The organism is Bradyrhizobium sp. 33ap4, assembly GCF_032654765.1.
Classification (GTDB): domain Bacteria; phylum Pseudomonadota; class Alphaproteobacteria; order Rhizobiales; family Xanthobacteraceae; genus Bradyrhizobium; species Bradyrhizobium australafricanum.
Window position 1 is genome coordinate 1 of record NZ_JAUMTJ010000042.1, and the last position, 18,926, is coordinate 18,926.

At 57.8% G+C, this 18,926-nt stretch carries 11 protein-coding genes and 1 pseudogene; 8 read left to right on the forward strand and 4 right to left on the reverse strand.

Annotated features, from left to right (window positions below):
* Positions 1 to 87: 87 nt before the first annotated feature.
* Positions 88 to 374, forward strand: a pseudogene (locus Q2M23_RS28560) (ATP-binding protein); the annotation flags it as partial.
* Positions 375 to 1,085: 711 nt separating this feature from the next.
* Here Q2M23_RS28560 and Q2M23_RS28565 read toward each other — a convergent pair.
* The 3 genes from Q2M23_RS28565 to Q2M23_RS28575 all read right to left on the reverse strand — a co-directional run bounded on the left by Q2M23_RS28565 (position 1,086) and on the right by Q2M23_RS28575 (position 3,560).
* The gene (locus Q2M23_RS28565) at positions 1,086 to 1,700 is read right to left on the reverse strand and encodes an aminodeoxychorismate/anthranilate synthase component II (protein ID WP_316397778.1); all 615 of its coding nucleotides are present in this window, start codon (positions 1,698 to 1,700) and stop codon (positions 1,086 to 1,088) included.
* Entirely contained in the window at positions 1,697 to 3,091 is a 1,395-nt protein-coding gene (pabB, locus tag Q2M23_RS28570; protein ID WP_316397779.1) for an aminodeoxychorismate synthase component I, read from the reverse strand. The genes Q2M23_RS28565 and pabB overlap by 4 nt, the downstream gene beginning before the upstream one ends.
* A 109-nt stretch (positions 3,092 to 3,200) precedes the next feature.
* Positions 3,201 to 3,560, reverse strand: coding sequence for a Dabb family protein (locus Q2M23_RS28575; RefSeq protein WP_225648092.1), 360 nt, complete (start codon positions 3,558 to 3,560; stop codon positions 3,201 to 3,203).
* A 923-nt stretch (positions 3,561 to 4,483) separates the two neighbouring features.
* Here Q2M23_RS28575 and Q2M23_RS28580 point away from each other — a divergent pair.
* Entirely contained in the window at positions 4,484 to 5,164 is a 681-nt protein-coding gene (locus Q2M23_RS28580) for a dethiobiotin synthase (RefSeq protein ID WP_410469776.1), read from the forward strand.
* Between the two features lie 1,685 nt (positions 5,165 to 6,849).
* On the opposite strand, the gene Q2M23_RS44095 is transcribed toward Q2M23_RS28580, so the two are convergent.
* Positions 6,850 to 7,149, reverse strand: coding sequence for an ATP-binding protein (locus Q2M23_RS44095; protein WP_410469777.1), 300 nt, complete (start codon positions 7,147 to 7,149; stop codon positions 6,850 to 6,852).
* A gap of 337 nt (positions 7,150 to 7,486) precedes the next feature.
* Between Q2M23_RS44095 and Q2M23_RS28585 the strand changes: the two genes are divergently transcribed.
* The 6 genes from Q2M23_RS28585 (at position 7,487) to Q2M23_RS28610 (ending at position 18,828) form a co-directional block, all read left to right on the forward strand.
* On the forward strand, positions 7,487 to 10,741 hold the full coding sequence (locus Q2M23_RS28585; RefSeq protein WP_316397781.1) for an AMP-binding protein: 3,255 nt from the start codon (positions 7,487 to 7,489) through the stop codon (positions 10,739 to 10,741).
* Between the two features lie 1,165 nt (positions 10,742 to 11,906).
* Positions 11,907 to 13,667, forward strand: coding sequence for an adenylate/guanylate cyclase domain-containing protein (locus tag Q2M23_RS28590; protein WP_316397782.1), 1,761 nt, complete (start codon positions 11,907 to 11,909; stop codon positions 13,665 to 13,667).
* Between the two features lie 1,096 nt (positions 13,668 to 14,763).
* On the forward strand, positions 14,764 to 15,012 hold the full coding sequence (locus Q2M23_RS28595; protein WP_316397783.1) for a hypothetical protein: 249 nt from the start codon (positions 14,764 to 14,766) through the stop codon (positions 15,010 to 15,012).
* 721 nt (positions 15,013 to 15,733) lie between these two features.
* Positions 15,734 to 16,603 (forward strand): sensor histidine kinase, encoded by an 870-nt coding sequence (locus Q2M23_RS28600; RefSeq protein ID WP_316397784.1) that lies wholly within the window; start codon positions 15,734 to 15,736, stop codon positions 16,601 to 16,603.
* 1,103 nt (positions 16,604 to 17,706) lie between these two features.
* A complete protein-coding gene (locus Q2M23_RS28605) occupies positions 17,707 to 18,528 on the forward strand; it encodes a hypothetical protein (RefSeq protein ID WP_316397785.1) in 822 nt (273 codons plus the stop codon).
* A 36-nt stretch (positions 18,529 to 18,564) separates the two neighbouring features.
* Positions 18,565 to 18,828: a hypothetical protein gene (locus Q2M23_RS28610; RefSeq protein ID WP_316397786.1), complete on the forward strand. Its 264-nt coding sequence runs from the start codon at positions 18,565 to 18,567 to the stop codon at positions 18,826 to 18,828.
* The last annotated feature ends 98 nt before the right edge of the window (positions 18,829 to 18,926 follow it).

The window sequence follows — 18,926 nt, forward strand, 5'->3', positions numbered from 1 at the left end:
CTGATTGCACACATCAGGCTCCTGACCCGCAGACTCGCGGCTGCAGCTAAGGTTGGGTGATTTATGAGTCAGACTCTCAGGACCCTGGCGCGCGTCGAGCTTCTGGTTCTCGACACTGGGGACTTGCCCCGATGACTGCCAAGCAGCAATGCGACCTATTGGAGATGATGGAGGATCGCCATGGCCGCGGCTCGACCGTGGTGACAAGCCAGCTCCCGGTCGAGCATTGGCACGAGCTCATCGGCAACCCAACCATTGCCGACGCTATCCTCGATCGCCTCGTGCACAACGCCCACAGGTTCACCCTCAAGGGCGAGAGCCTACGCAAATCCGCCGCCAAGCGTCAGACGCTTGACGACGAGCCCGCCAACTGACCTGATGACGACGTCGTCGCGAGAGCCCGCCTCGGCAGGCGGCCGGGATCATCGGAATCCCTGGCCGCCTTCAATCGGTACAGGCGGCCGACTTCGGTCGGAATCCACGGCCGACTTCGTCGGAATGCGCAAGATAGGAGAGGAGACCACCCCTATCTCAACTCTCATGTTCCGTGCTGCGTTTCAGTTCACGATTAATGCGATCTTTGATCCGATAGACAGCAAGAAGTTGTAACGTCGTTCGGGTCTTGCACTGATCGCCTTGGCATTGACCTCAAAAGTGTAGCGCTGCTCGCCCGGTATGCGCGCTTCTATGTTGCGTGAATACTTTTCAACACCGATGACATTTGTCCCCATCGTGGAGCCGCAGATTGATCTATGATCTCAATCATGAGAGCGTTGATCGATAGCGAAGAAAACCGCCGATCCCACAGGACCGGCGGCCAAGTCAAGGGAGGAAACGCCCGTTAGGGCAGCAGTACCGAAAGTACCGCCTATGCACCGCCAATCTCTTGGCGGATCTCGAATAAACGTTTTCGCTAAGAAGCTAGAAGATGATCCTGACTTACCGAATGGAGGTGCTGCGACTAGGCCGACGCGGCTCCAAGTAATTCAATTGAGGCGGCACCAAAAGAGAAAGTTACGTACGTATCGTACCAACTGAGCTATTTCCGCTTTCACGTTGCATCTTGTGCGACTCTGCCAAGCGATTCACGAATGCCATCGACGAAGTCCCGGGTCCCACGGTCGGAAACTGGCCGCCAATCGCAAGAAATTCATAAGCAATACGTGCCCCTGTTGAGTAAGCACTGACTCGGGGTGGAATTGCACGCCACAGGTCGGGTGATGCCGATGTGCCAAAGCCATGATTTCACCTTCATCTGAGCGGGCTGTCACCATGAGGTCCGTCGCTTCTGATAGATCGAGTTCGACCGCTAGAGAATGGTACCGCCCAACACGAAGTGGAGACGGGAGTTCCTTGAACAACCCTCCGCCGCCGTGCGTTATGGGTGAGGCTTGGCCGTGCATGGGACGATGTGCACGCACGACACGTCCCCCGAAAACGCTCCCAATACACTGGTGGCCGAGACAGATGCCAAGGATTGGGACACGATTCGAAAGTTCGCGGACAACCGCGGTGGATATACCGGCCTCCATGGGGGTGCAGGGACCGGGAGATATGACGATTGCGCGCGGCTGGAGCGCAGCAAGTTCAGTGACGCTGATCGCATCACTTCGGACCACTTGCGTCTGTGCACCAAGCTTGCGGAAATAGCGCGCAATGTTGAATACGAAGGAATCGTAATTGTCGATTATGACAATCAAAATGCACCAGATGGTTCGGCCTCAAAGGCCTCGAACAATCGTTTTGCCTTGGCAAGTGTCTCCTCATATTCTGCTTCCGGATTCGACATCGCCGTTATTCCACCGCCTGCATGAAATATAGCCAGGCCGTCCTCGATCACGACGGTGCGGATCGCGATGTTCGTGTCCATGTGTCCATTGAATCCGATGAAGCCGATCGCCCCGCAATAGACCTCTCGGGCCACTTTCTCGATGTCCGCAATGATCTCCATTGCTCGCACCTTTGGAGCGCCAGTGACGGAGCCGCCGGGAAAGCAGGCGCGAAGTAGACTGACAGCGTCTTGCTCTGCAGCAAGCGCGCCTCTCACCACCGAGACAAGATGGTGCACTGAGGCATAGGTTTCGAGGTTACACAGTGCTGAAACTTCGACCGAATCGTCTGTGCAAACGCGTGACAGATCGTTGCGCAGCAGGTCGACGATCATAATGTTCTCGGCTCGATCCTTCTCGGATGCGAAAAGGATTTCGGCACGGTGCAGATCTTCCTTGGAATCAGCGGAGCGCGCGATTGTGCCTTTGATCGGTCGTGTTTCGACCTGCCGTCCATCAAGTCTCAGAAATCGCTCAGGAGAGCTCGACGCAATCGTCAGCGTGTCATAGTGCAGGAGAGCTGCAAACGGGGCTGGGTTCAAAGACCGAAGCTGGCAGTAAAAGGTGAGCGGATCGAACAAGGGCGACACTTCGGCACTGAAGCGTTGGGCGATGTTCGCCTGGAATATATCTCCCGCCAGGATCAAATCGACGACGCGCTGAACGGCCGCTATGAAGTCGTCACGGCTAAAATTCGAATGCCATCGCCCTGCGGTGCTGGGTATTATGATCCGCGGCGGCTTTGGCCTGGCAAGCAGTGCTGCAAACTCGTCGGCGCGACGACGCGCGTGCTCGGCTCGTCGAGTGGGGTCCTGCTCCGGCCAGCCGGTCGAGACGATCCAGCACTTCTGGTCCCGGTGATCGAAGCTGACCACCACGTCGTAAAAGTGCAATATTGATTGCGGCAACCGTAGACCCGCAATTGACGGTGCCGGCAGCCGCTCCAATGTTCGGTTTAGATCATAGGCAAGGAAGCCGGCTGCGCCGCCTTGGAATGGGGGGAGATCGGGGCGATACGCTTCTTTGTATCTGGCAAGAAAATCGCGGAGAACTTCCCATGGATCCCCTAAAATTGCCTCGCCGTTCCAACTTGCCTGTCCATCAGCGACTAAATAGGTGCTGAACGGCTCGCAAGCCAGATATGAGTAACGGCCGAGCAGCTCATGCTTTGCGGCGCTGTCGAGAAAGGTAAGCTGCGGCCGCTGCGCAAGACATCGCAGCGCCTTGACGGGCTCAATCCACTGCAACTCGCGGACGTGCATGGCTCTCTGCTACGACAACCGGCAGGTTGTGAGCCCTGCGCCGCGTGATGCCCTCAGAAGGAGGGTTATTTCCGTGCCGCGCGTACAAGACTTGCGGCTGATCATCAAGCTACTCACGGCCGGCTGGTCCACTACGCCGAGCGACTTGCGTTAGCCCTGCCGTTCCAGCGAAATGCACGTCTTTCGACAGCTCATAGTCAGCGGCAAAGCGCAACTCCCGGAGCGGCCGTACGCATCGGATCGCTTCTCGATACAAATCGTGCGTCTTGTACGCAGCGAGATCCGTCTCGCTGTCGAATTCACCATACACAACGACATCAATATCATTGCCGAGCTGGTCGCTCTTGCGGTTGCGGGCAATCTCGAGCCGGCGTGCATATGGGATCGAGGTGAGAACCGATAGACCTTCGACGACTTGGTCGATATCGGCTTTTTCCTTGGCTGTGAAGAAGACGATGTGACGGATCATGATGGCCGTAAACGTGACGCCGCAACTTGACCACTTGTTATATGGGGATCTAGCTCAAGGCAATGCCGAACGCATCGACAGCCGGAGCAGTTTTTGACGCTGTACGATGCCGCGACTGTGCAGCAGACCTTCCTGATATATGTCAGCGGGATCTGACAATTGCCGTGCCAAATGCTCTGGATATGGCTTACGTAGGTGAGGCGTGATCGTCGGGCGCTCTAAGCCCTTGTGAAGGCGCTAACTGGCCCTCAAATATCGAACATTTCCGGGGACCGGTGCCGTTCAAAAAGAGGCCATCGGAGCATACGAAGCCGCCAGCGAGGCGTCGACGTCTTGTTTGGCGGGGATCATCCAGATCGCGTATACGACATCGGCCGAGCCTGCTCGCGCTTCGGCGGAAGCTCGCGCAACGTCGAAAACGCAAAAATCACCCTCGCGGCAGCTAATATGCCTCGATCGCTGTTTCCTGGCCGGGACGAATCCGCTCATTCGATCGACCACACCACGTGAAGTCCGTCATCAATCGTACAGCTTCGCTCGAAGCGTACCGTTCTGCGTCTATTGGGATACATTCTGCGGCACGTGAATGCCTCCGTCCGATCTGGACAGTATTTGCGCGCCGATAACAATCTTAACCTGCCACAAGGCATCAAACGCAACTCTGGGAGGACGCAATGGCGCGCGTCACAGCCGTCTATGGTTCAACGTAACAGTCGGTATCCAGAACTCATTCAGAGCGGGTGCAGCGGACGCCTATCGCGACGGGTATCTTACGTGCTGCCGTTAGCCTCGAGGGAGCGATGCACGCAGCAGGATCGCTGAGCACCCGTTTGCTCGAACCGGGAGGTGAGGGCACCATGCGTTCAACGTCTTAGAGTAAGCGGTCCTGTCGACCGGCATCCGCTTTGTGAGGTCGCCGTAAAATGGAGAATGAGGTGCGTACAACGCCGGACAAGAGGTCAAGCTCGACGAGCCGGCAGCGGATAGTGGTCGCGGGTACAGGCGTCGGCGTTGGAAAGACGGTGTTCTGCGCAGGGCTTGTCAATCTTCTGGGCGCGAAGTTTTGGAAGCCGATTCAAGCCGGCCTCGAAGGAGAAACGGACACACAGCGTGTCGCTCGGTTTGCAAGTCTTTCGCCAGATCGCATCGTGCCTGAGGCGTACCGACTGGAGACGGCCGCTTGGCCGCACTGTTCCTCGGAAGTTGACGAGGTCTACGTCAAAGCGGAATCGCTGGAGCTGCCGGACACTGAAGGACAGCCCCTTGTGATCGAGGGGACCGGAGGACTAATGGAGCCGCTCAATTGCGGTTTGCTTTACATTGATCTTTTGGAGAGATGGCGGCTTCCTGTGGTACTGTGCACTAGCACAACTTTGGGCACAATCAATTGTTCGCTGCTCTCTATAGAGGCGCTCCGCAGACGCCAGATCGACATTCTTGGAATCGCTTTCGTTGGCGAAAAGAATTCGGATGCGGTGAGAGCCATTTGCGAGATTGGACGGGTGCGGTGGTTAGGGCGGCTGCCCTGGATTACGCCTCTGGCGGCGGATACGCTGCAAGCTGCGTTCAAAGCATCCTTCTGGCGGGATGATTTCAAATCATGACACGCGGTGCGCATGGTAAGGCGCCTTCTCGCGTGCAGCGCCCAAACGAGCGGTTCGCCTGAACGCGAGGCTTGGCCCCCGGCAGGCAGGAAAGGTCCGGTTGCCTTCGCATAATCGTCGAGAGGAGCGGCAAGCCGAGATCGTGTCTTGCTGTATTCTTTGCAAACCCAGCAACTGAGTTTGTTGAAGTTGGTGGTCCTCGATAGTCACACCGGTTCGTGGTTGCTGCCCTGGTAACGGCATCGTTTCAGGTTGTACTCGGCGGCGTCACGGTGATTGTCGTTGTGCATTCTAGCGGGCATAGGACTGAAGCGCTGTATGTCGGCGGATCAAGGTTGCAACGGCAAATGTCCGCGGCCGCCTTTTGGGAACATGTAGCTCCGCAAATGTTCTGGGAAAGCTAGAGAGATCGTCAAGTCGCAGACTGCTGGGTTCAGCGTGGAGAAAGCAGGGCGCATCTGCTGTGATTTCCCGAAGACGGTCAGCTTCTCGAAAGCAAAGCTTGGGACCATGCGAACGTGATCTCTCGATCACAATGCTGCCAGTGACCGGACTGGTTATGAACCGAGCGAAGAAACTGGCGGATGCAGCCTATATTCTCATAGAGACCTCGAGGAATTGAATGAAGCGGATCAGGATATGCTCAGGCAATTCTTCAGTGAAGCCGGCTCATCGTCGTCTGCGGCCTCAGAGGAGACCGTCTATGATGTCTCGCACGCTGCTCCGCGGGAATTCCGGCACCGCACCGAAGCACGACCTATGCCAGAGCGAATGGCTGATACATTGAGCCATTTGGGTCTTGTTCCGGATGCAGACCAGCCGACCATGACCTACGATATTCGGGGACACCGGTACACAGCTGCCTTGGACCCGTCTGGCCATGTTCGCCTCATTCACAACCCGCCGGAGGCCCAAGTGCTTGGAGCCGGCCGAGCGGGAGCGCCAGATTTCGGAGCGTTCTTCATTGAGGCTCGGGACCATGGTGCTGTTGTCCCGGAGCAATGGGCCCCATTGGCCTTAATTGAAAAGCTGCGCGACGAAGGACTCATGCCTAGCCCAAACCACCCGACAACCATTTCTCTCAATGGCAAGCTCTACAATGCCGAGTTGGCGGAAGGAGGGTTCGTTAGGCTTACGCGGCGGCAAGTGTGAAACTGTTGGGACGATAGCTGAGCCAAAGTCGGTGAGCTAGGGCTCTTCTGCTTGAACTACGTGGACAGTTCACCGCTGGTCGGTGAATTGTCCGCGTTTCAGAGGGGCTCGCAATCTTCCGGCCGCTGGCACATTCGAAGCATCAAAACTGCCTGACTTGAGGACACTGCTGCAGAGCCTCCATGGCGGTCTGGCGGATGTCCTGGACCCAGCAGCGCCGCATAGCGATGCTGCTCTCGCGATCTGACATTCGCAACCGTGTTGAGCCGGCCCCGGGCCACGGCCACGGCACAGGCCCGCTATTCATTCTCAAAATTCATCTTTGAACGAGTTGATGTTTTCGAGCCTTCGTCCGGTCCGGCGCCGCAAGCGCACATCTAGCGGTCATTCGACTCATGGCGAACCGCCGCTCGACGGGTGGCCGCGGCAAGCGCGCCGTACGGAGCTTTAGCTTCGGGAACTTGACATCAAAGACATCAACGATACCGACGAGGCGCCGCTGCGAGTAGATCTGGCCTTCATCAAGGCCTCTGTCAAACGCGGTCCGGAACTGGCCCCTTTGCCTCACGAACTATCCCCACCCGCGGTTCATGATGTCGCTTGAAACTTCGTCGGCGGCCGACGGGAAGGTCGGAGGCGAGCCGCCGAAGGGTCGTCAGCGGTGGGCGGCTGATGAGACAGCTGTTTAGCTCGGCTCGGAGCCGGTAGCTGTCGCCGAGGATAGTCAGCACGTGACTTTGGTGCAAGAGCCGGTCGAAGATCGCAGGTGGCGGCCACTGGATCGGCGAACGCGGTGCCCCGTTTGGTAATGATCGGTTCGGCGTGATTAGCATAGCGGCGGTTGATCAGCTAAAGGTGTTGCGCTGCGACGGAGCTTCGTTCTGTCTATTTGATTCCAGCTTTCGCCTTGGCCTGGCTGGTGGCGAACGCCGGAACTGCCGTGGCCCAGCCGGACGGCGGCCACGCATACTGCTATAGTGGTTGTGCTTTGTAAGATGCTGCCTGTCGGGCAACTTGGCTCTAGCGCAGCCGAGCGGCTCCCCGTCGAGCGCCTCCCGCGGAGCGCCGACGACGCCACCACTTATTCCCGACTTTCGATGGGGCCGGCGCGCTGGAAAAGACTTCAATAGGGCGGGCACACGGAGCGACATTGACCAGGGGAGGCCGGCATTGTCGAACATCATCAAGGAATTGCGGAAGAGTACCGCACGCAAGAGCGCCGGCAGACGCGTCTTTCCCTGCATTCGAGATCTCTTGGCCGACCATGCGCAACATGCGCCGGAGCGCCACGCCATTCTGGCCCCGGAACGCCTCCCGATGACGTATGGCGCGCTGTGGACGCAGGCAAAGGCCGTGGTTTTCGGCTTGCGAAACATCGGCGTGCGCCGAACTGACAGGGTCGCGGTGGTTTTGCCCGACGGACCAGAGGCTGCAGTCGCGGCGATCACCGTTGCAGCCGGCGCAGTTTGCGTACCTCTCAATCCCGGCTTCACCTGTGATGAATACCAGCGTTATTTCGGCGAATTGCACCTGGCGGCGCTCATGACGCACGCTGACTTGAATTCGGCCTGCCGACGCGCCGCCCGCATCCGGGGCGTGCCCGTGATTGACGTGTCGATGCGGCCCAACGAGGCGGCCGGCGCGTTCAGTCTTGCCGATCGGGCGCCACAAGGGCTGCCTGACGATGAGTTTGCGTCCGGCGCTGATGATGCATTCATCCTGATGACTTCCGGCAGTACGTCGCGGCCCAAAACGGTTCCACTGACCCATGCGAGCGTCTGCCTGTCGGCCGGCAATGTGGGCGCCGCCTTGGAGCTTGAGGCTCGCGACCGCCTGCTGAGCGTGCTGCCCCTCTTCCACGGGCATGGCTTGATCTCGGGACTTCTGGCCGCGCTTGCGGCGGGCTCCAGCATAGTCTGTCCTGCCGGCTTCGATGCAAGAGCGTTCTTCGGCTGGCTGACGGAGTTTCAACCGACCTGGTACACGGCGGTACCGGCCATCCATCGCGCTATATTGGAGGCCGCGGATTGTCACAAGCAGCGTGCGCTGCGATCCTCCTTGCGGCTCGTTCGTTCGGCTTCGACCTCTTTGTCGTCGGAGGTGCTCGAGCGATTGGAAGCATTGTTTGGTGTTCCCGTTATCGACACCTATGGCATGACGGAAGCCGCCACCCAAATCGCCGCAAATCCCTTGCAGCGGCGCAAGCGCGGTTCAGTCGGCCGGCCAGCCGGTCCCGAGATAGCGATACTGGACAGTGCAGGTCGCCGCTTGCCGTTCGGCAAACGTGGCGAGATCGCGCTGCGAGGCCCCACCATAACGAGAGGATACGATAATGATGCCGCTGCTACCACGTCCGCCTTTCAGGACAGCTGGTTCCGGACCGGCGACCTCGGATACCTGGACGCCGATCGGTATCTGTTCATCGTCGGTCGCATCAAGGAGATCATCCACAAGGGCGGGCAGAAGGTTGCCCCCGCCGAGGTAGAGGGCGCCTTGCTGAGCCACCCGGATGTGATCGAAGTCGCCGTTTTCGCTGTTCCCCATGAGCGTCTAGGCGCGGACGTCGCCGCCGCTATCGTGCTGCGCCAGGACGCAAATGTGGGCGCGTACACTCTGCGGGACTTTGTCCGATCTCGCCTTGCCGCCTTCAAGGTCCCAGGCCTCATCCTGATTGTGCCGGAGATCCCGAAAGGTGCCGGCGGGAAGATCAAGCGCAATGAACTTGCGGGCCGCTTTTCAAAGACCTGTTTGTTGCAGGACGGCGGCGAGGCGGTTGCCCCCCGCTCGGAATTGAAGCGTCAACTGGCCGGCTTTTGGAAGGACATCCTGGGCATCGATCGGATCAGCGCTGACCAGGATGTCTTCGCGCTCGGGGTGGATTCACTTGCCATGACGCAGATGATTTTGCGTGTGGAAGAGCACTTCGGCACCGCGCTGTCCATCGAGGATATCTTCAGTTCGCCTACCGTTGCGGCTCTCGCGCTTCGTATTGCATCATCAAAAGATGGCGCCGGCCCGTTAGCGCGCAGGCAGGATCCGCTTACGGAAATCACACGCGCTGATGCAGATGGCCCGCAGCCGGTGTCCATCGTCCAGGAGCGTATGCTGCGCATCGAGCGAAAACTGCCCGGATTACCGCAGTTCAACCTGCCGTTCGCTTATCGATTGCAGGGCGAACTCAGCATTCCTGCTCTTGAGCGGAGCCTTGGTGAACTCGTGGACCGGCACGACATGCTGCGCACGGCGTTTATCTGGCAGGGTGAGGTTCCTCTCGCTCACGTCGCGCCAGAGGTCGATGTCGGATCGATCCTCGTCGTTATGGATTATGCAGCCTTGGCGCAGACCGCAGACGCCCAGGCCAAGGAACTTCTGCTGGCAAGGGTCAAGTTGGAAGCTGAGCAGCGCTCGTTGGAACCGATCGACCGGAACGATGCGCCACTATTCCGGGCTTATGTCTTTCGGCTCGACGCCTGCGACCACGTTTTACTTCTGGTCATGCACGACATCATCATTGATGGCTGGTCGATGGCAATCTTCATGGAAGAGCTTTTGAAGATCTATGCCAGCTCGATTGCCGGCGCAAAGGCGCAGCTGCCCGAGCCATCGTTTCAATTTTCAGACTTCGTTCGCTGGCAGCGGTTGTGGTCCAGCACCAAGGAAGCAAACAGGCAGCTGGCTTACTGGAAGCGGCACCTCGACAAAGCCTCACCTCCCTTTGTGATCCCGAAAGGCAGCGTAGCAGGAGAATTGAGCTCGCGCGTTCTCCAGGAACCCTTTCAAATTTCGAACAATCTGCTGACGCAGCTGAACGCCATGAGCCGTGATCGGGGCGTAACTCTGTTCATGAGTTTGCTTGCCGGCTTCAAGACTCTGCTGTTGCTCCGGAGCGAGCGGAACGACATTTGCGTCGCGACTTTGATGGCCAATCGGTCTCAACTCAGGACAGAACGCGTGATCGGTCCATTCGCGAACACAACGATCATCCGCACCCAACTTGATGCTGATCTAACCTTTATTGAAGCCCTTGATCGGGTGCGCAAGTCCGTCCTGGGCGCTCATGCCAGACAAGAGCTTCCCTTCGATATCATTGCCGGCCGATTAGCGGAAGAAACCGGCTTGTGCCCGGCATCACTCGTTCAGGTCTATTTCGTTCTCCAGGTCGCGTTCCGCCGAGCGCTCCAGGCACCTGATCTGACGGTTCTGCCATTCGGCTATCAGGAAGAACGCTCAGCCATGCCGATCGACCGCGCTTGGCTGTCGATGACCATCAAGGACACGCCGCTGGGAATGAGCGGCATATGCGGACGCAAAGAAGACTTGTTCGCGCCAAACACCATTCAGAACTGGATTGCCGATTACATCACAATTTTGGCCAATGCGGCCGCGCGCCCCAACGAGCAGCTTGGCCGATTGATTGATCCTTGAAACGATCAGGTCAGTCGCGCCGAGCCCGTGAAAGAAAAGTGCAACGCTTTGTGCCGATGCCCTACCACGCGCAAGGCCACCCAAAATTCATCTGATCCGAGTATCATCCAGCTTGATTATCCACTAGAAATTGTCGACAATTCAGCCGTGTATCGGACAAGGGATTGTCAAATCTAGTTTCTGCCACTTGGAGGCGGCGATGTGTAGATTTGCAGTGGATCTCATTGACTTCGAGAAATTGACCGCGGCGCAGAAGAAAGCACTCCTAAAGGACTTGCAGAAGCGCAGGGATGCCCTGCAAGCGCAGCTGGAGGGTGTCAATGAATCGCTAAAGGGTGTCAACCAAGCGCTCAAGACCGTCCAGAAAGGATCAAAGCGCCGTTAATGCCCGGGGCCATCAGCGCCCGACAAGACTGCAGTGGTCTGCTTGCTTCATTCATGCAGGGCTCCGTGGTCGGGGCGTCGGGCAGCGCTAAAACTTTGGCTTTCCGTACACGGAAAACGTGGTGGAGCGCTTGAGGAGTGAACGCGAAACGCAACTCATTTCGAGCCCAGTGTATTAAGCCCTAGTGACGTCATGCCGACCCCTTGGGGCGGCAGCGTCAAGATGAATTGGCAGCAGCTTTATGCATTGACGAGCGGCGATTATCTCTCATGGATCGTTCGTGCCTCGGCATCGACTGCATACAAAGTTCGGATCCGACATTTTGCGGTTTGAGCGGCTCTCGCCCGCTGGCAGAAAGTCTCGGAGCATCAGGCGATCTCGTCCGCTGATATTTGATGGCGGCGCAAAGATGCCGGTCCCACAGTCCTCAATCCCGCCGCCCGTGGGAAACCTATTGTGGAAACCCGAGAAGAGGGAAGCAATAATCGCAAGCTGAACCAGCCCTAAGGACGCCGGGGCCGCAACAGGAGGTCGAAGCCGCAAACCTGCAATCATGTAAATCTTGCGATTATTGGCCCGCATTTCGGACGTGCCCATCGCGCCTGCGAACCTCACAGGCGCCACATCAAAGCAGGCAAATCCATACCTGCGATATTGCAGATCTCGCGCGGTCTGGTAACGCCTGACGGACAGCAATGTTCGGAGCCCGATAGACACCTCCGGCCTCCGACAATAGACTCCAAATTAAAGACCGGTCAGATCCGATCAGGGCGAGCTTTTATGGCCGCAGACCGCGTGGAACGGCGACTGAGTGCTATTTTCGTGGCCGATGTGGCTGGCTACAGCCGCCTAATGGGTGCTGACGAGGAGGGCACACACGCCCGGCTGAACGAGCATCTGTCCGCACTCATCTATCCCGAGATTGAAAAGCATGCCGGGCGCCTCATCAGAAGCGCCGGCGATGGAATCTTGGTGGAGTTCGCGAGCGTGGTTAGCGCGATGCGATGCGCCATCGCGATACAGCGTGGCATGATCACCCGAAACAACGATGTGCGAATGGAGCAAAGGATCGAGTTCCGCATCGGCATCAATGCCGGCGACATCATGATAGATGAGGGCGACATCTTCGGGGATGGGGTAAATGTCGCGGCTCGGCTCGAGGCGCTCTGCGAGCCGGGCGGCATCTGCGTGTCGAAACGCGTACGAGAGGATACGCAAGATAAGCTTGACGTCGAATTCGAGGATCGTGGCGAGCATCAACTGAAGAACATTGTCCGGCCGGTGCGGGTCTATCGCGTGTCGTTCGGCAACGCACCACCGCGACCACCTCTTACACTTCCCGAGAAGCCCTCGGTCGCTGTCCTGGCTTTTGAGAACATGAGTCGCGACCCGGATCAGGAGTACTTCGCGGATGGAATCTCTGAAGATATTATTACCGAGTTGTCTCGCTTCTCCGACTTGTTCGTCATCGCCAGAAATTCGAGCTTTCGATACAAAGGCAAAGCGGTTGATTTACGTCAGGTGGGTCAAGAGCTCGGCGTGCGCTACGTTCTTGAGGGCAGCGTTCGTCGGGGCAATGACCGGGTTCGGATCACGGCGCAATTGATTGACGCTGCAAGTGGCGTCCATCGCTGGGCCGAGCGGTATGATCAAAAGTTACAGGATGTATTTACGATCCAGGACGACGTCGCGCGGACGATCGCCGCAATTCTGGTCGCCCATGTGAACATGGCGGAAGCCGAACGTACCTTGCTCAAGCCGCCCGCGACTTGGCAGGCCTACGATCACTACATGCGCGCGGCTGCGGCTTGGATATCCTTCCAGTCCTCCTGGCAAATGGCAGAACTGTTGCGCACGCGAGGGCATCTTGCCGATTCGCTGGCCCTCGATCCGAACTATGCACGTTGCTATGCAATGCTGGCCAGCACTCACAGGGTGGCTTGGCTCAATCCCTTGAACGATGAGTATTTGAGCCCCACTATCCTCGACCTGGCCATCAACTTGGCCCGCACGGCAATTGCGCACAATCCGGGTCTGCCCGAAGCCTACGCCGAGTTGGGCTATAACATCATCCGCAGGCGTGACTTTGATGCAGCAACCGCCGCCGCCGAAAGAGCGCTTGCGCTAAACCCTAACTTCGCGGACTACCGCCTTGCGCAAATATTCTACTCGGTAGGGGACCCGGCCAGAGCTATTGCCATCGCCAAATTGCAAATGCGCCTTGATCCATTCCATCCGCATTTTGCGCCGCTGATGGCTGGCGTAGCTCACTATCACCTCAAAGAGTATAACGATGCCCAACATTGGTTGGCTGAAGCGGTTGGACGGGCGCCCAATCACCAGTATGGCCACGCCTTCCTGGCCGCAACATACGCTCAGTTGGGACGAATGGAAGATGCTCGTGCAGAGGCAAGCGAGGTTTTGCGCCTGGATCCAAGATACAGTATTGGCGGCACCCAGAAGCAAGTGTCCATTCTCAAACGCGCCGAAGACTTGGAGCACCTGGTTGACGGGTTACGAAAGGCCGGCCTTCCACTATAATCGCTGGCGAAAGGGTTGCGGCAAGCAGCCGCCATCTAACGCGGTGGCCGCTCTGCCGCTCGCAGGCCTCCAGACGAATTCTTTTGAGCACCACCCGCGGCGATTGCCAATCCGCGGCAGAATTACCAAACCAATCAGGCGATCGAGCTTTTTCGTGCAGCACATGAGGGTGGTTGTCGCCCTGTCCAGACGAGAAGCAGGCCAACCGCCAGGATGTGTATTCGATCGGCCTGATGGCAAGCCGTCGCTTCCGACCAGTGTCGCGGCGGCCGTGGCGGTCAGGGATATTCTCCGAGCCGAAACTCCAGAGCGGAGCTGAACGCAGGGTAGACTTAGACTTTCATTTCGCTGGATCGAAGGCTTACCTCGAGGGATCATCGACACTTAATCGTACCATTCGCCAGCGCCCGCCTTATTTGTTCTGCCCGTTCCTTGGACAGCTTTTCGGCCAGGCTGTGGTCCCTCAAAAGCGCCGGCCCCTTGCGCTCTCGATCGTAAACCATCCAGCCGGAGGTCCCCATTCGAACGAGGAACCTGGACTGTTGCGGAGGTAATTCGTGGTTCAATAGTTCCTCCTTCATTGGCCTGCTACGTGCAATTCGCGCCGGTGTCCCAGGGAAAGACGATACTCGTGTCAGGAAAACACGCTCCGCGCTTTATTCCTGAACCGGGACACTGGAATTCCCAGCAACGAACGTACTGCACGGCCCGTGCCACTGGCCGAGTCATATTCGATAGCGCGTTCGTGCTATCCCTGCAGAGGGGCATGCAAACGCCTCGTGAGATTGATCAGCTCTCCCGAGTCTAGCCGGCTCATGCCTCCGGTGGGGGCGTCGCTATGTCCCGTAGGCCGACGGAAGTGATCCGGTGCTGACCGGATCGGCCCGGAAGAGTTGCCCGATCAGCTAGCCGAAGATTGTCGCTGCGATCCTCAATTCAAAGCGGCAGCAGGTCCGAAACGCCTCGCCCGTTGACGCCGGCGAGCCTTGGTATGACTTGTCTCGGCATCAAGTGCGCGTGAGATGTGAGGCCGTTCACACGTGATGATCTCGAGATGACCTAGACGGGCGTAGCAGCTTCGGTCTTGGAGACCATGATGTCATTAGTCAGCAACGGAAGCTGGTCGGGAACAGCTACAGCGTCGGTGCTCGGCATTCTCATTGTCGTCGCGCTTGTCTTTGCGCTCGTTGGTTATTTGGAGTGGTCCTCAAACGCCAATCTGAGCGAATTCATCAGCCGGACCGAGCTCGCGGTGGCTGCCTCAACTCCGACCCTACCGCTCAATGGACCAAGAGCTTGCGAGCTCGGCAGGAAGTTGCCGGCGCTTTCCGTGCCTCTCGAATGAAGCCGTCGAAGCGACTGCGCCAATCAACCGTCAAGAAAGCACGTCTTCGAGCTTGAATACAGCGTGCCAGCAGCACGATTGCCCATCCGCGAACGACTAAAGGCCGCAGCATATTATGGAAATATAAATTCCGATGGCCCATCAATTCTGATGACTTCTCGTTTCAGAGAGTCATCATTAATTTCGCCAGCCTTTACAAGAAGCCGCACTGGGCGTCGGGGCATCCAACCGGGTCAGCGCTGTCAAGATGGGCCGCGGAACAGGGGCTTGCCTCCTGCTGGGTGCGCGGTTCTGACGTTGACGGCGGCGAACTCGCTCGACCGCCCGACCTGACGATTTGCGGCGGTCAAAATGGGGCGGGAGTTGACGCCATCGAATCCAAGCGGGCTGCCTGGGGACTACGATTTGCGAACGGCGCCGCTCGTCCCGAACAGAGCCTCGCGCGATACGGAGGAGCTTACTAAGCCATACGGGACCAGGCTCCGGATCCGCAATCGAGCATGCTCCTGCGCGCTGTTGGGCTACAAAGTGGTAGGACGAAGCCCTAGCATGGGTGCGGCTGGGATCGCCCTTGCCATGTTACGAGACGGGTGGGCAAATTACATGATCAACTGAACTTCAATCGCGCGGCTTGGATCCCATGAATAGGCTCTACCCGCTAGTTCTGGAGCACCGGCTTCCGAGCCTGGTTCGGTACTGTATCTCAGCGTGCATCATGGTGATGTGCGCGGTACTGCAGATCGCGCTTCAGATGGAGACCGGGGCGCCAGGATACTTCTTGCTACTCCCCGGCGTGTTTCTGTCGGGCCTGATTTTCGATCGCGGGTCCGGAATATTCGCGGCGATCATCGCGATCGCGGTGGGCGCCTACGTCACCTACGCAGGCCACCTCGGCATTGATTTCCTTGCGCCGAATGCGCTCTTTGTTATCACGGCCGCCGGGACAGCCACCATTGCAGAATTCCAGCGAGCCGAACTCCGGCGGGTCATGCTGGCGGACAAGACGAAGACTGTGCTGCTGCAGGAGATGGCGCACCGGACGAAAAACAATCTTGCTATTCTCGGCGGCATGATCCGGCTTGAGGCAAGGCACGGCGGGCCGGAGGTCGCGGCTGCGCTAGAGGCAACAGCGCGCAGAGTGCAGGTGATGGCCGAGGTGTACGATCATCTCTTGCTAAAGGAGGACTCGCGCTCGGTGAATATGCGCTATTTCTTGAATGACGTTGTCGAAAAGGTCTTCCATTCCTTGGCTCCGTCCGGGCCGGTCGCCTTCCAGGTGGTCTGCGACGATATCGACCTGCCGAACAATCACGCGCTCGCGATAGGCATGATTACGAACGAGCTCGTCACGAACTCACTGAAGTACGCCTTTCCCGCCGACAGTCCGGGCCATATCGTGGTCTCGTTATCTAAAGGGGACGGCATCGAGTTGTCGACCTCCGATAATGGCGTCGGCCTCCGAGAGGGAGCGCACTCGGGCGGCCTGGGCTCCCGAATCGTGCTTCTGCTGACCGAGCAGCTCGAAGGCGAAATCACATACGAACAACTGGATCCAGGTCTGCTCGTTCGGGTGCGGGCCCATCCGCGGTAGCCTTTCTGGTTGGCAAATTGGTCTACCTGAAGCAAGCCACCATTGCTGCCAGGATCGTCGACGTACTCGGATCCATAGCGAACCTGCTTGCCGTGAACGGCAGAAACTTAGATGTAGACAGTTGCAAAGCTCCTTACGATGAAGCAGGCGCTCAGACAGCGCTGACGCTTCTCGATGGCGATGACTCCCGGAAGACGAGTAGTTCCAGTAGAGTCGTGGAGTCTTCAATCACCTCCCAGCGAAAAGCGCGCGACTGCGACGACATCGTTACGCGCATCAGCTTCTCCCTACGAAGCCGGACTCTGTGAGTTCCAGCGCCGCGAACGTCCGAGCGTGGGGAGGGCGATTGACCATCGGATGCGCTGAGGTCGCCCGGCAGCTCCGCGAGCTTCTGGATCAGCTTGGTGTGCACCGAATTCGCCTTTGGACGGAGTCTCCGGTCAGCGAAAGGCGACGGCGCATGAGCCAGAGCGGTTCCGCGCGCATGGGCAGCTCAGGAGCAGCTACCGCCTCGAACACGTCGAATCCTCATCGTAGTAGCGCTCGCCTTTGCGGTCCTCCGCTATTGGAGTGGTCCTCAGACGCGAATTTGGCCGAATTCACGAGCGGACCGATGTGGTCGCGGTTGGCTCGGCTCCGATGCTGCCGCTCAAGGGCCGAACAGTTTGCGAGCACGGTAGGAGGCCGTCTCCGGCGCCCGGTACCGCCCGAATGACACCGGTCGAAATGACCCCGACTGATTCATCGCCGGGAAAGTACGACAACAGGCTTGGTTACAATGCGCCGGCAGCGCCGCGAGAAAATGACTGCAGCAGCAATCCATGATGCGGTTTCTGGCGCCAGGGCGCGTGGCGCCCGTCACTGGATCGCGAGACCGATGCGAACCGCGCCGATTATTTCAACGGGCCGCTTTGTCCGAAACGTGCAATGCTGTGCTGGAAGTGCAGCAGTCGGTTCATAAAATCCCACGACGCAATTTTTGCTAGTTGCGCGCTTAGGTCGAAAGGCATTCGATAACAACCAATTTACGGTGAGGTTGATCGCAGTGGCCCTCGGCCCCTCAGAAGCCTGCACACTATAAATTTTAAGCCTGGGGATTTGGCATGTTGAGGCCGGCAGTCAATTTGATCGCACTGTTTTCTGGTTGTGTGCTTGCCGGATGCGGGTTGCACGTCCCAGAGATCCGCGATTTTCCCAACGGTGGGTCATACGCCTCCAATAATGCTTTGGTGCAGGCAATCGTTCGGAGCGTTCATTGCGAACTTGAGGATGCAGTCACCAGGGTTCTCAACGCAAGAGCCGGATCGCCTGATGCTCTTTTCTTGCGCAAGTGGGGCGCTCAGGTTGCACTCACTATTCAGCTTGAAGAGAAGTCGACGGCTAATCCGACGGCTATTTGGTTCCCTCCGTCGCCACCTTCGTCGATCTTCAGTTTGAGCGGCACATTCAATGGGTCAGCAGATGCCACTCGTGTGGATAAAGTGAACTTCTATTACAAGGTGAGCGAGCTCTATCTGGGGCCAAACGGAAGATGTGAGCGCGACACCACCGCGCCAACTGACTCATTACTAATTCAGAGCGACCTGAAATTGGCAGAATGGCTCGACGCGATGGTCAATGGGGTCGCCACAGGGCAAATCACGAGTGTCGCTAAGCAAAATGTGCTTTCCCATCAAGTAACGTTCGAAATCGATACTAGCGGAAGCATTACTCCTGCATGGAAGCTCGTGAGAGCGAGTTTCAATCAAAGCGGAAACCTATTATCGGTTTTGCGCAATCGCAAGCATGACCTCGTGGTGACCTTCGCGCCCCTGGATAAGACGCAGAACGGAAACTTCCTAATCCCAATCGGCGAAAGTACGCATATTGCGTCGCAGTTAACCAGCGGCATTACGACCGGCTTCAAAAGCGCCCTGGGGCAATAGAACCTCTACACGTAGATCTTTGATCGGAGGATTATAATGACCAAGAAAGCAAAAAAGCGCGCTGTCAAGAAAGCAAGAAAAATAAGCGCGGAAGTCACCTCCGAGACTCTGTCGGATTCGGATGATCCAGCAATGAATGCTCTGGCTGACCGAGTTGCGCGTTGTAATAAGCCGCCGCTCAAATGGCTCAAGCAAGCTGATGGGTCATGGCTGGAATGCTCCCTTCGATCAGACTGCACCTACGGCAACTGTCACGAGGTAAGTGTTAATGAGGTACCACCCGAAGTCCGCAACGCTTGAATGGCGCGCGTGACCGGACTGCGGGAGCCGCCTCAAGCTCTCAAACCGAGCGAACTCACGGCCCGGAAATATTCGCCGGCTAAAGGCCCAGCTTGGCA